General features: G+C 75.4%; 11 protein-coding genes. 2 read left to right on the forward strand and 9 right to left on the reverse strand.

Annotated elements, in window-relative coordinates; translation table 11 throughout:
- Positions 1 to 51: 51 nt before the first annotated feature.
- Positions 52 to 570, reverse strand: a complete 519-nt coding sequence (locus ACFSJS_RS23600) for an ATP-binding protein (RefSeq protein WP_380903680.1) — start codon at positions 568 to 570, stop codon at positions 52 to 54.
- Between the two features lie 181 nt (positions 571 to 751).
- A complete protein-coding gene (locus ACFSJS_RS23605; RefSeq protein WP_380903682.1) occupies positions 752 to 1,135 on the reverse strand; it encodes an STAS domain-containing protein in 384 nt (127 codons plus the stop codon).
- Positions 1,136 to 1,392: 257 nt separating this feature from the next.
- Here ACFSJS_RS23605 and ACFSJS_RS23610 point away from each other — a divergent pair, with 257 nt between their 5' ends.
- Positions 1,393 to 2,301, forward strand: a complete 909-nt coding sequence (locus ACFSJS_RS23610) for an RNA polymerase sigma factor SigF (protein ID WP_380903684.1) — start codon at positions 1,393 to 1,395, stop codon at positions 2,299 to 2,301.
- 153 nt (positions 2,302 to 2,454) lie between these two features.
- On the opposite strand, the gene hutI is transcribed toward ACFSJS_RS23610, so the two are convergent.
- The 6 genes from hutI to ACFSJS_RS23640 form a co-directional block, all read right to left on the reverse strand.
- Positions 2,455 to 3,675 (reverse strand): imidazolonepropionase, encoded by a 1,221-nt coding sequence (gene hutI, locus ACFSJS_RS23615; protein WP_380903686.1) that lies wholly within the window; start codon positions 3,673 to 3,675, stop codon positions 2,455 to 2,457.
- Complete coding sequence (locus tag ACFSJS_RS23620) at positions 3,672 to 4,982, reverse strand: formimidoylglutamate deiminase (RefSeq protein ID WP_380903759.1); 1,311 nt, start codon at positions 4,980 to 4,982, stop codon at positions 3,672 to 3,674. Before ACFSJS_RS23620 ends, hutI begins: the two co-directional genes overlap by 4 nt.
- Before the next feature lie 110 nt (positions 4,983 to 5,092).
- Complete coding sequence (locus tag ACFSJS_RS23625; RefSeq protein ID WP_380903761.1) at positions 5,093 to 6,283, reverse strand: allantoate amidohydrolase; 1,191 nt, start codon at positions 6,281 to 6,283, stop codon at positions 5,093 to 5,095.
- 74 nt (positions 6,284 to 6,357) lie between these two features.
- Positions 6,358 to 8,037, reverse strand: coding sequence for a urocanate hydratase (hutU, locus tag ACFSJS_RS23630; RefSeq protein ID WP_380903688.1), 1,680 nt, complete (start codon positions 8,035 to 8,037; stop codon positions 6,358 to 6,360).
- A 299-nt stretch (positions 8,038 to 8,336) separates the two neighbouring features.
- Positions 8,337 to 8,957 (reverse strand): hypothetical protein, encoded by a 621-nt coding sequence (locus ACFSJS_RS23635; protein ID WP_380903690.1) that lies wholly within the window; start codon positions 8,955 to 8,957, stop codon positions 8,337 to 8,339.
- Between the two features lie 219 nt (positions 8,958 to 9,176).
- On the reverse strand, positions 9,177 to 10,046 hold the full coding sequence (locus ACFSJS_RS23640) for a MurR/RpiR family transcriptional regulator (RefSeq protein WP_380903692.1): 870 nt from the start codon (positions 10,044 to 10,046) through the stop codon (positions 9,177 to 9,179).
- A gap of 189 nt (positions 10,047 to 10,235) precedes the next feature.
- Here ACFSJS_RS23640 and ACFSJS_RS23645 point away from each other — a divergent pair, with 189 nt between their 5' ends.
- Positions 10,236 to 10,682 carry a hypothetical protein gene (locus ACFSJS_RS23645; protein WP_380903694.1) on the forward strand — a complete coding sequence of 149 codons (447 nt, stop codon included), beginning with the start codon at positions 10,236 to 10,238 and terminating at the stop codon, positions 10,680 to 10,682.
- Positions 10,683 to 10,999: 317 nt separating this feature from the next.
- On the opposite strand, the gene ACFSJS_RS23650 is transcribed toward ACFSJS_RS23645, so the two are convergent.
- Positions 11,000 to 12,409, reverse strand: coding sequence for a cystathionine beta-synthase (locus ACFSJS_RS23650; RefSeq protein ID WP_380903696.1), 1,410 nt, complete (start codon positions 12,407 to 12,409; stop codon positions 11,000 to 11,002).
- Between the last annotated feature and the right edge of the window lie 118 nt (positions 12,410 to 12,527).

The raw sequence follows: 12,527 nt of genomic DNA on the forward strand, positions 1-12,527 counted from the left end.
CGGCGGCCGGCGGGCGGGGCTCCGGCCGCGGGGGCGGTTCGGGACGGGGGCTCAGTCCTCCTCGTCCGGCCCGGCCAGTTCGGCCCAGACCGTCTTGCCCACGGCTCCGTGGGGGTGGCGCACGACGCCCCAGTCCAGGCAGAGGCGCTGGACGATGAACATGCCGTGGCCGCCCGGCCGCCCGGGACGGTGCGGAGTGCGGGGCGAGGGAAGACCGGCACCCCGGTCGGCCACCTCGATCCTCAGGAGCTTGGGGCCGAAGCCTATGCGCACCTCCTCGGGACCGTCGGCGTGCAGACAGGCGTTCGTCACCAGTTCGGAGACGACGAGCAGGGCGTCCTCGGCGGCGGCACGCTGTTCGGGACTGGAGGCCGGAAGCCAGCCCCAGTCGTGAAGCGCCTGGCGGGTGAAGTCACGGGCACGGGGCACGGCTCCGCTCGCCCCCATGAGCCGCAGCCGTCGAACCTGGCGCATCTCGCGCACCTGACCGACCGGTGCGGCTGCGGTCGCGGCGGTGCCCTCCGGCTCCGGGCCGCGCTCGCCCGCCGGTTGCGGCCGGGTGGTGCTCATCAGTGCTTCACCTCACCGGTTGACCAATTTCGTCGGTTTCGCTTGGTCTGCGGACAACTTGTTTCCGATGGATTTCCACGAGTCTCCTGCCCTGCCCAGGCTGGGGGACACACATGGATTTCCCTGAACCGGCCTCCGGGCGTAACACTCCGGTCACGGTCCGGTGTACGGCCGGGGATCTTCAGGACTGCGCCGTTTCCTTCAGCGCGTCGGCCAGGCTCTCGTGGAGGACGAAGACACCGTCCGCGCCGGTGATCTCGAACACGCGCGCAACGACCGGACGCATTCCGGCCAGGTGGATCCCGCCCCCGGCGGCCTCCGCCTTCAGCCTGGCCCCCAGGAGGACGTTCAATCCCGTGGAGTCACAGAACTCCAGCTTGGAGCAGTCCACGACGAGGAGCTTGCAGCCCTCCTCGAGCGCGTGCTCCAGCGGCTCGCGCAGCAGGTCGGCGGTGTGGTGGTCGAGTTCACCGTCCGGTGTCACCACCAGGCTCGCGCCGTGGCGCTGTACGTCGACCGTCAGCCGACCCCGGTGGCTGGTGCTGCCGGGCACCCCGCGGTCCATGTACACCCCTTCACGTCTTCCTGCAACCGATCACTGCCGTCCGAAGTCGGACGTTCGAACCCTACGCCCTTACAGCCGCAACCGGTAGCCGCACAACCAGCACATTGGGTCATATTCGGACAACCAGCACTTGCCAGCTCCCCACGGGAGCAGGTAGGCGTAGGAGGGACCACTAAAACACGTCGGCTTGGAGGCGCCGCACCCCGTAGTGCAGGAACGGCTTCGGCAGCCATATGCCGAGAACGATGGAGGACCCCATGTCACCCCGGCTCGACGAAACGTCCACCGCATCGTCGGTCGCCCCGCCCGAGCACATCGGGCTCCCCGAGGTGGGGCCGGAGGAGGCCGCCGGCCTCGCCGAGGAGCTCCACCTCCCCGAGATCCCCCCGTACGCCGAGGTGGGGCCGCTGGACGCGCGGGCCCTGTCGAAGACCCTCTTCGAGCGCCTGGAGACGCTCCAGGAGGGCACCCACGAGCACGCCTACGTCCGCAACACCCTGGTCGAGCTGAACCTCGCGCTGGTGAAGTTCGCCGCCGCCCGGTTCCGCTCCCGCAGCGAGCCGATGGAGGACATCGTCCAGGTCGGCACCATCGGTCTGATCAAGGCCATCGACCGGTTCGAGATCGGCCGCGGGGTCGAGTTCCCCACCTTCGCGATGCCGACGATCGTCGGGGAGATCAAGCGCTTCTTCCGCGACACCTCCTGGTCCGTGCGCGTGCCCAGGCGCCTGCAGGAGCTCCGGCTGGACCTGGCCAAGGCCGGTGACGAGCTCGCCCAGCAGCTCGACCGCTCCCCCACCGTCGGCGAGCTCGCCGAGCGGCTGGGCCTGAGCCGGGAGGAGGTCGTCGAGGGCATGGCGGCGAGCAACGCCTACACCGCCAGCTCCCTGGACGCCCAGCCGGAGGAGGACGAGACCGAGGGGGCCCTCGCGGACCGCATCGGCTACGAGGACCACGGGCTGGAGGGCATCGAGTACGTGGAGTCCCTCAAGCCGCTGATCGCCGAGCTCTCGCCGCGGGACCGCAGAATCCTCTCCCTGCGCTTCGTGGCGAACATGACCCAGTCCGAGATCGGCGAGGAGCTGGGCATCTCGCAGATGCACGTCTCCCGGCTGCTCTCGCGGACGCTGGGGAGGCTGCGCAAGGGGCTGCTGGTCGAGGAGTGAGCCCCTCCGCTCCCGGTGCCTCCGGCGGCCTCCGCCGGCGGGCCGGGCGAGGGGCTCCGGGCGCCCTTCCGGGGGCCGCGGGACCGGGGTCGTCCGCGGCCCCCGGAGAGCCGCCCGGAGCCGCACACGCGCACCCCGGGCGCCCCGAGCCCCTCACCGCACGCGGTCGCCGCGCTGCCACACCGCCGCCACCAGCGGCACGCCGGGCCGGTAGGCGAGGTGGACGTGCGAGGGCGCGTCCAGCAGCACCAGGTCGGCCCGGGCGCCGGGGGTGATACGGCCGATGTCGATGCGGCGCAGCGCCGCGGCACCGCCCGCCGTGGCGGCCCACACCGCCTCGTCGGGCGTCATGCCCATCTCCCGGACGGCGACGGCGACGCAGAACGGCATCGAACTGGTGTACGACGAACCGGGGTTGCAGTCCGTGGACAGCGCGACGGTGACGCCCGCGGCCAGCAGGCGGCGCGCGTCGGGATAGGGCGAGCGGGTGGAGAACTCGCAGCCGGGCAGCAGCGTGGCGACCGTGCGGCTGTTCGCGAGGGCGTCGACGTCGTCGTCGGACAGGTGGGTGCAGTGGTCGGCGGAGGCCGCGTCGAACTCGACGGCGAGCCGGGCGCCGGGTCCGGGCCCGAGCTGGTTCGCGTGGACGCGGGGCACCAGGCCGCGGGCCGCCCCGGCGGCCAGGACGGCGCGGGCCTGGTCGCCGTCGAAGGCGCCGCGCTCGCAGAAGACGTCCACCCAGCGGGCGTGGGGCGCGCAGGCGTCCAGCATCGGCCCGGTGGCCAGGTCGACGTAGCCGTCCGGGTCGTCGGCGTACTCGGGGGGCACCACGTGGGCGCCGAGGTAGGTGACCTCGTCCACGTGGTCGGCGGCGATGCGCAGCGCGCGGGCCTCGTCCCGGGGGGTGAGGCCGTAGCCGGACTTGGTCTCCAGGGTGGTGGTGCCCTGGTGCAGCGCCTCGCGGACGTGGCGGGCGAGGTTCGCGGCGAGTTCGGCGTCGCCGGCGGCGCGGGTGGCCTCGACGGTGGTGCGGATGCCGCCGGCGGTGTAGGGGCGGCCGGACATCCGGGCGGCGAACTCCTCGGTGCGGTCGCCGCCGAAGAGCAGGTGGGAGTGGGAGTCGACGAAGCCGGGCAGCATCGCCCGGCCGCCCGCGTCGACGCGGCTGTCGGCGGCCGGTGCCGCACTGCCCGCACCGACCCAGGCGATGCGGTCGCCCTCGATGACGACGGCCGCGTCCCGGACGAGCCCGAGGGGGCCGTGCTCGGCGGCGGCCACGGTCTCGTGGTCGTTGGTGACGAGGGAGGCGATGTTGGTGACGAGGGTGCTGCCGGGGGCGCCGGCTGCGGTGCCGCGGGGGGACCGGCCGCTCATCGGCGGACTCCCCGCCCGATGGCGTCCGCCAGGGCCGCGGGGACGTCCGGCACGCTTCGGTGCACCCCGTCCCGCACGACGTGGCGGCCACCGACGACCGTGTGGCGCACGTCGGCCGCCGTCGCCGCGAACACGGCCGTCTCGACCGCCAGCCGGGGCGGCGGGCCGGCGGTGCGCACCGAGTCCAGGGCGATGGTGGTGAAGTCGGCGAGCCGGCCGGGCTCCAGGCGCCCCGCCTCCGGCCAGCCCAGCGCCGCGTGGCCGGAGGCGGTGGCGGAGTGCAGCAGCTGGGCGGCGGTCCAGTGGCCGCGGGTGCGGGTGCGCAGCCGCTCGTCCAGTTCCATCGCGCGGGCCTCCTCCAGCAGGTCGATCACGGCGTGGCTGTCGCTGCCCAGGCTCAGCGGGGAGCCGGCGCGCATCAGGTCAGCCGCCGGTCCGATGCCGTCGGCCAGGTCGCGTTCGGTGGTGGGGCACATGCACACCCCGGTACCCGTGCCGCCCAGGAGGGCGATGTCGGCGTCGGCCAGGTGGGTGGCGTGGACGGCCGTCGTCCGCGGGCCGAGCACGCCGTGGTCGGCCAGCAGCCGGGCGGGGGTGCGGCCGTGGACGGCCAGGCAGGCGTCGTTCTCGGCGGGCTGCTCGGAGAGGTGGACGTGCAGGGGCGCGTCCCGCTCCCGGGCCCAGCGGGAGACGGTGCCCAGCTCCGCGGCGGGCACCGCGCGCACCGAGTGGATCGCCGCGCCCACCCGGACGTGGTCCCCCGACGGCCGCAGCGCGCAGACGCGCTCGGCCCAGGCGTCGGCGGTGCCGTCGGTGAAGCGGAGCTGGTGGCGGTCGGGCTCGGCGCCGCGGTCGGCGGTGAGCAGACCGGAGGCCAGGTAGCAGGTGTCGAGGAGGGTGATGCGCAGGCCTGCGTCGGCGGCCGCCGCGATCAGGGCGTGGCCCATGGCGTTGGGGTCGCCGTAGGGGGTGCCGCCGGGGCCGTGGTGGAGGTAGTGGAACTCGCCGACGCAGGTGACGCCCGCCAGGGCCATCTCGGCGTAGACGGCGCGGGCCAGCTCGAAGTAGCCGTCGGGGGTGAGGCGGTCGGCCACGGAGTACATCGCCTCGCGCCAGGTCCAGAAGGTGCCGGAGCCCCTCTGCACGGTGCCGCGCAGGGCGCGGTGGAAGGCGTGGGAGTGGGTGTCGGCCAGTCCGGGGACGGTCAGGCCGCGCAGCGGCTCGGCGCCGGGCGGCGGGGCGGCCACCCCGGTGCGCACGGCGGTGAGGCGGCCGCCCGCCGTCTCCAGGAGAGTGCCCGCCTCCACGGCCGTACCGGTCCAGGCGTACTCGGCCCAGTAGACGGCCCCGGGAGGGGGTCCGGGCCGGTGCGCGGGGGCGGGGTCGGGGGCGCCGGGGGGGTTCGGTCCGTCCGGGGTCACGGGCACGCCAGCTCCTCCAGGGTGTCGGCCAGCGCCCGCACCCCGGCCGCGCAGTCGTCCTCCTCGGCGGCCTCGGCGGGCGAGTGGGAGACGCCGGTGGGGTTGCGCACGTAGAGCATGGCGGTGGGCAGCTCGGCGGAGAGGATGCCCGCGTCGTGGCCCGCGCCGGTGGGCAGCAGCGGCGCGCCGCCGAGCCGGGCGGCGATGCGGTCGCGCAGTCCGCGGGCGAACTCCACGACGGGGGTGAAGGACTCCCGGACGACCTCCACCCGCACCCCGTCGCGCGCCCCGCGCTCGACGGCCGCGCGCTCGATCCCGGCGACGACGGCGGCGAGGGTCTCCTCGTCGGCGGCGCGGGAGTCGAGCCAGCCGCGCACGAGGGAGGCGACGGCGTTGACGCCGTTCGGTTCCACGGCGACCTTGCCGAAGGTGGCCAGCGCTCCGGCCAGCCGGGCCTTCTTCCGGGCGGCGAGCACGGTGTTGGCGTAGGTGAGCATCGGGTCGCGGCGGTCCTCCAGCCGGGTGGTCCCGGCGTGGTTGGCCTCGCCGTGGAAGTCGAACCGCCAGCGGCCGTGCGGCCAGATGGCGGAGGCGACGCCCACCGGCCGGTCGCCGGGGGCGTCGGCGAGGGCGCGGCCCTGCTCGATGTGGAGTTCGACGAACGCGCCGATGCGGGCGAGCCGCTCGGGGTCGGCGCCGATCGCGTCGGGGTCGTACCCGGCGCGCTCCATGGCCTGCGGCAGCGTGACGCCGTCGGCGTCGCGGAGTTCGCGGGCCTCCTCGGGTGCGAGGCCGCCGGTGGTCAGCCGGGAGCCGACGCAGGCCAGGCCGAAGCGGGCACCCTCCTCGTCGCCGAAGTTGACCACGGCCAGCGGCCGGGCGGGGCGTGCGCCCCGCGCGTGCAGCTCGTCGAGGGCGGCGAAGGCCGACACCACGCCGAGGGGGCCGTCGAAGGCGCCGCCGTCGGGCACGGAGTCCAGGTGGGAGCCGGTCACCACGGCGTCCCCGTCCTCCGGGGAGCCGAGCCAGGCCCACTGGTTGCCGTTGCGGTCCACCTCGTAGGCCAGGCCGCGCGCGCCGGCCTGCTCCCGGAACCAGGCGCGGCACTCGGCGTCGGCGCCGGTCCAGGCGTGGCGCCGGTAGCCGCCGCCGGGGGCGCGTCCGACGGGCAGCAGGTCGTGCCACATGCCGTGGAAGGAGGGCCCCTGCCGCCACTTCGCGGGGGCGGAGCCGGTCCGGGGGGCCGGGGCCGGTCCGGGGGTCACGCGGCACCCCCGCCGGCCGCGCCGCCCTCGCGCATCGGGACGCGGACGGCCCGCTCGGCGGCGACCTCCTCGGCGCGCTCGTACCCGGCGTCGACGTGGCGGATGACGCCCGTGCCGGGGTCGTTGGCGAGCACCCGGCGGATCTTCTCCCCGGCCAGCGGGGTGCCGTCGGCGACGGTGACCTGCCCGGCGTGGATCGAGCGGCCCATGCCGACGCCGCCGCCGTGGTGGATCGAGACCCAGGAGGCGCCGGAGGCCACGTTGACCATGGCGTTGAGCAGCGGCCAGTCGGCGATGGCGTCGGAGCCGTCGAGCATGGCCTCGGTCTCGCGGTACGGGGAGGCCACCGAGCCGCAGTCCAGGTGGTCGCGGCCGATGACGATCGGCGCGGAGACCTCTCCGGAGGCGACCATGTCGTTGAAGCGCTCCCCCGCCCTGTCGCGCTCGCCGTAGCCGAGCCAGCAGATGCGGGCGGGCAGGCCCTGGAAGCGGACGCGCTCCCCGGCCATGCGGATCCAGCGGGCCAGGGGCTCGTTCTCGGGGAAGAGGTCGAGCACGGCGCGGTCGGTGGCGGCGATGTCCTTCGGGTCGCCCGAGAGCGCGGCCCAGCGGAAGGGGCCCTTGCCCTCGCAGAACAGCGGCCGGATGTAGGCGGGCACGAAGCCGGGGAACGCGAAGGCCCGTCCGTATCCGGCGAGTTCCGCCTCGCCGCGGATGGAGTTGCCGTAGTCGAAGACCTCGGCGCCCGCGTCCTGGAAGCCGACCATGGCCTCCACGTGGCGGGCCATGGACTCCCTGGCCCGCGCGGTGAAGTCGGCGGGCTTCTCGGCCGCGTAGGAGGCCATGTCGGCGAAGTCGACGCCCAGCGGCAGGTAGCTCAGCGGGTCGTGGGCGGAGGTCTGGTCGGTGACGATGTCGACGGGCGCGCCCATGGCCAGCAGGCGCGGCACCACGTCGGCGGCGTTGCCCAGCACGCCGATCGACAGCGGGCGGCGGGCGTCGCGGGCCTCGGTGGCCAGGCGCAGGGCGTGGTCGAGGGAGTCGGCCCGCACGTCCAGGTAGCGGTGCTCGATGCGGCGCTCGACGGCGCGCGGGTCGCAGTCGACGCAGAGGGCGACGCCGCCGTTCATGGTGACCGCCAGAGGCTGGGCGCCGCCCATGCCGCCGAGTCCGGCCGTCAGGGTGATCGTCCCGGCCAGGGAGCCGCCGAAGCGCTTGGCGGCCACGGCGGCGAAGGTCTCGTAGGTGCCCTGGAGGATGCCCTGGGTGCCGATGTAGATCCACGAGCCGGCCGTCATCTGGCCGTACATGGTGAGGCCGAGCTGCTCCAGGCGGCGGAACTCCTCCCAGGTGGCCCAGTCGCCCACCAGGTTGGAGTTGGCGATCAGCACGCGCGGTGCCCACTCGTGGGTGGTCATCACCCCGACGGGGCGGCCCGACTGGACGAGCATCGTCTCGTCCGGCCCGAGGGTGGTGAGGGTGCGGACCATGGCGTCGAAGGAGGGCCAGTCGCGGGCGGCCTTGCCGGTGCCGCCGTAGACGACGAGCTTCTCGGGGTGTTCGGCGACCTCGGGGTCGAGGTTGTTCTGCAGCATCCGCAGGGCGGCCTCCTGCTGCCAGCCCCGGGCGGTCAGCCCGGTGCCGCGCGGGGCCCTGACGGGTCGCGGTCCTGACACCTGTGCCATGGTCCCTGCCCTCCGATTGAATCGGTAACTACAGACACTCTATTCAGTGAATAGAACTAGTCAATGACGGACAGGGGGCCGGGCCGCCGGAGGTGCCGGCCGTGCGGGGGCCCGGAGCGCGCCGGGGGCCGCGGACGTCGCCCTCCCCGCACAGGCGCCGGGCAGAGGACGGCGGCCGCGCGGCCGGCGGGGAGGGACGCCGCCCGGGGCGGCTCCCGCCCGCCGGCCGCACGGCCGCCGTGGTCCCGGGCGGCGGTCTTCGCCCGCCCGGTGGGATCACCTCGCCGCGCTCACCTCGCCGCCGCGGTGACCCTGGCCCGGGGCCGGCGCTCCCGGGCGACCGCGGCGGGACGGCGGCGCGCACCGCCCGGCGCGGCGTCCCCGGCCAGCGGACCGGTGGTCATCCAGCCGCGCACGCCCTTGCGGGCCGGGCTGCGGCCGGCCGCCCACTCCGGGCGCACCCACAGCAGCTTCTCGTGGCGGCGCTCCCAGCGCCCCAGCCACAGCGCCTTGGCCCACAGGCCCGCGCCCGCCCCGGCCAGCAGCATGCCGCCCGCCGCGGGCACGGCCCAGGAGGAGCCCACGGCCGCGGCGAAGGCGGCCGCCAGCCACCAGCGGCGCGTCCGCAGCCAGGCGCGGACGGTCACCGCGCGGTCGTGCAGGACCACCCACTTGCCCGCCGCGGAGGCGGCACCGATCATCCCCGTGCAGCGGCGGCGGCGCGCCAGGAAGGCGGTCGCGGCCGCGACGAGGAAGAGGGCGGCCCCTCCCAGCACCCCGATCCGCCGTCCGGTCAGCCCCGGGAAGGCCAGTCCGGCCCCCGCGGCCACCACTCCGGTCCACCACAGCGCGGTACCCGCCGTCCGCACGTACACCGCGACTCTCGCCAGCGCATACGCCCCGCGCGCCACAGCAGTCCTCCTCGTGTCTCGCTCCGTTCACCCGCCGGCCGGGTCAGGGCGACCGGCCGCGGCCCGTCGGGCGGAAGCGTAGTGAGGGACGATGAGATTCTCCTGAGGATCGCGCCGTCCGGGCGGGCGGACGGCCGCCGCCCCCCGTCCCGCCGGCCGCGCGGTCCCGGCGGGGCGGCCCGGCGGGGCGGCCCGGCGGGGCGGCCCGGCGGGGCGGCCTCACTCGACGAACAGGCCCCGCTCCGCGGCGCGCGCGTCGAACTCCTCCAGACGGGCCTGGACGTCCGGCAGCTCGTCGCACATCGCCTCCAGCAGCACCCGGCCCAGCATCATGGGGGCGCAGACGGTGTCGAAGGAGAGGGCCGTCCCGACGGGCGCGGGCAGCAGCAGGTCACCGGGGCGCACGACGGGCGCGAAGGCGCTGTCGGCGACGGTGACGATCCGCAGCCCGGCCCCGCGGGCGTGCTCCAGCGCGCGGGCCGTCTCGCGCGGGTGGCGCGGCAGGGCGAAGCACAGCAGGGCGCTCGCCCCGGCGCGCACCGCCCCGTCGAGGCGGTCGGCCAGCATCGAGCCGCCCTCGTCCAGCAGCCGCACGTCCGGGTGGACCTTGGCGGCGAAGTAGGCGAAGCCCCGGGCCTGGGCGGCGGCCGCCCGCAGCCCCAGGACGGGCAGGGGGCGGGAGGCCGCCAGCAGCCGCCCGGCCTCGGCGACGGGCGCGGGGTCGGCGAGCTGCGCGGCGAGCTGCCGCAGGTTCTCGATCTCGGCGTGCACGGCCTGCTGGTAGGCGTTGCGGGCCTCGGCACCGGCACCGGCGTCTGCGGTGCCGTCCGCCGCGGGGACGGGCTGCGCCTCGCGCAGGTGCCTGCGCAGCGCCGGGTACCCGTCGAAGCCCAGTGCCACGGCGAACCGGGTCACCGACGGCTGGCTGACCCCGGCCAGCTCGGCCAGCTCCACGCTGGACAGGAAGGGGGCGTCGTCGGCGCGCCGCACCATGCAGTGGGCGATCCGCCGCTGGGTGGGGGTCAGCCGGTGGCCCTCGAACAGCTTCAGCAGCCGGGCGCTCGCGCCGCTCACCGCGTCCCCCCGCATCGGTGCACCCGCATCGCGACCGCCCCTCCTCCGCTCCTCTTCAGCGCTCCGTGTTCCGCATGACTCTATTCAGTATCGGTGCGCCCCGCCGCCCCGGGCCCGGGGCGGGGGGTGTCTCCCGCGGGCCCCCGGGGGGCCGGGGGGCTAGCCCCAGTGCCGCGGCGGACCCGGCCGCGTAGCGTCGGCGCCATGGATGCCCGTGGTCCCGACCCCGAGTTGAGGAAAGAGCTCGACGCGACCCTGCACACACGCGGGGAGCTCGGGCCGGAGTACGAGTCGGAGCTGGTCGACTCCTTCCTGGAGAAGGTCGACCGGCGGCTGGACTCGGTGATAGAGCGCCGGGTGCGGCGCGCGGTGGCCGAGCGGCAGATGGTGGTCGTCGGCGGCGCCTCCCCGTCCCGGGAGGCGGCGGTTCCCGGGGGGCCGGGCGCCGTCTTCGGCCTCGCCGCGGTCTCGCTGGTGCTGGCCGTCCCGCTCTCCGCGATCGCCGCGGCCAACGCCGGCCTGGCCGGACTGGTGGTCTGCTGGGCCGGGATCTTCGGCGTCAACGCCGTCCACGCCGCGTACCGCCGCCTGCCCTGGCTCCGCTTCCGCCGCGAGGAGCGCGACGCGGCGGCGGGGGACTGGGACGACTGACCGGCCGGCGGGCGCGCGGCCCGGTGCGGGCGGCGCCCGGGGTCGCGCGTGCGCGCCGGGCGATGCGCGGGAGGGGGTTGCGCGGGGACCGCCGCACCCCGGTGCGAGCACCGGGGGCGGGACGACGGCGGTCCCCGCGAAGCCGCGCGGCCGGCTCGGGGACCGGTCCGCGACCAGGGCGCTCGAAGGATGTCCGGGAGCCGCTCCGGAGTTCCCCGCGCCGTTGGACACCACAGTGCCCGACGGGTGTTAACCCCTCTTTGCGGAGCCGTGACAGCCGCGTACCACCTGCCGTCCCGCGGCGCCCGGACCGGTCCCTACCGTGCCTCCCCCGCCCCCGTGCCGGCGCCCCGGGCCAGGAACGCCAGCAGGTCCTGGCGGCTGACCACACCGGTCGGCTTGCCGTCGACCAGCACGGTCGCGGCGTCGGCCCGCTCCAGCACCGCCATCAGGTCGGCGACCGGCTCACCCGAGCCGACCTGCGGCAGCGGCGCGCTCATGTGCTTCTCCAGCGGGTCCTCCAGACGGGCCCGCTGGGTGAACAGGGCGTCCAGCAGCTCGCGCTCGACGATGGAGCCGACGACCTCGGCCGCCATCACGTCCGGGTGCCCGGCGCCGGGCTTGACCACGGGCATCTGCGAGACGCCGTACTCGCGCAGCACCTCGACGGCCTCGCCGACCGTCTCCTCGGGGTGCATGTGCACCAGCGACGGCATCCCGCCCTCCTTGTGGCGCAGCACGTCGCCGACGCGGGCGAGGTTGGGCTCGCCCTCCTCCAGGAAGCCGTAGTCGGCCATCCACTCGTCGCTGAAGATCTTCGACAGGTAGCCGCGCCCGCCGTCGGGCAGCAGCACCACCACCGTGTCGTCCGGACCCAGGCGCTCGGCCACGCGCAGCGCCGCGACGACGGCCATGCCGCAGGAGCCGCCGACCAGCAGGCCCTCCTCGCGGGCCAGCCGCCGCGTCATCTGGAAGGAGTCCTTGTCGGAGACGGCGATGATCTCGTCGGCCACGCCGCGGTCGTAGGCGTCCGGCCAGAAGTCCTCGCCCACGCCCTCGACCAGGTACGGGCGCCCCGAGCCGCCCGAGTACACCGAGCCCTCCGGGTCGGCGCCGACGACCCTCACCTTCCCGCCGGAGACCTCCTTGAGGTACCGGCCGGTCCCGCTGATCGTGCCGCCGGTGCCGATGCCCGCCACGAAGTGGGTGATCCGCCCCTCCGTCTGCTCCCACAGCTCGGGACCGGTGGTCTCGTAGTGGGAGCGCGGGTTGTTCGGGTTGCTGTACTGGTCGGGCTTCCAGGCGCCGGGGGTCTCGCGCACCAGCCGGTCGGAGACGTTGTAGTAGGAGTCGGGGTGCTCGGGGTCGACGGCCGTGGGGCAGACCACCACCTCCGCCCCGTAGGCGCGCAGGGTGTTGATCTTGTCCGTGGACACCTTGTCCGGGCAGACGAAGACGCAGCGGTACCCCTTCCGCTGGGCGACGATCGCCAGCCCGACCCCGGTGTTTCCGGAGGTGGGCTCGACGATGACGCCGCCCGGTTTCAGCTCGCCGGAGCGCTCGGCGGCCTCGATCATCCGCAGGGCGATGCGGTCCTTCACCGAACCGCCGGGGTTGAAGTACTCGACCTTCGCCAGGACGGTGGCCCGGATGCCGGTCGCCACACTGTTCAGCTTGACCAGCGGGGTGTTGCCGACAAGCTCGATCATCGACTCGTGATACTGCACCTGGTTCTCCGCTATCGGGGGCAGTCGCCGTCGCCTGCCCGTACAGCCAGCCTAGGGGGGCGCCGGAGCCGCGGTGACGCGCGTTGCACGACGGCCGCGAGCGGGCAACACACCGGTA

It is taken from the genome of Streptomyces desertarenae (assembly GCF_042681365.1).
GTDB classification, from domain to species: domain Bacteria; phylum Actinomycetota; class Actinomycetes; order Streptomycetales; family Streptomycetaceae; genus Streptomyces; species Streptomyces desertarenae.

Bases quoted from the DNA above. Each gene is read 5' to 3' on its own strand.
- ACFSJS_RS23645 (WP_380903694.1), top strand. From the start codon at position 10,236: ATGGATGCCCGTGGTCCCGACCCCGAGTTGAGGAAAGAGCTCGACGCG.
- ACFSJS_RS23610 (WP_380903684.1), top strand. From the start codon at position 1,393: ATGTCACCCCGGCTCGACGAAACGTCCACCGCATCGTCGGTCGCCCCG.
- ACFSJS_RS23625 (WP_380903761.1), bottom strand. From the start codon at position 6,283: ATGTGGCACGACCTGCTGCCCGTCGGACGCGCCCCCGGCGGCGGCTAC.
- ACFSJS_RS23600 (WP_380903680.1), bottom strand. From the start codon at position 570: ATGAGCACCACCCGGCCGCAACCGGCGGGCGAGCGCGGCCCGGAGCCG.
- hutI (WP_380903686.1), bottom strand. From the start codon at position 3,675: ATGAGCGGCCGGTCCCCCCGCGGCACCGCAGCCGGCGCCCCCGGCAGC.
- ACFSJS_RS23605 (WP_380903682.1), bottom strand. From the start codon at position 1,135: ATGGACCGCGGGGTGCCCGGCAGCACCAGCCACCGGGGTCGGCTGACG.
- ACFSJS_RS23640 (WP_380903692.1), bottom strand. From the start codon at position 10,046: ATGCGGGGGGACGCGGTGAGCGGCGCGAGCGCCCGGCTGCTGAAGCTG.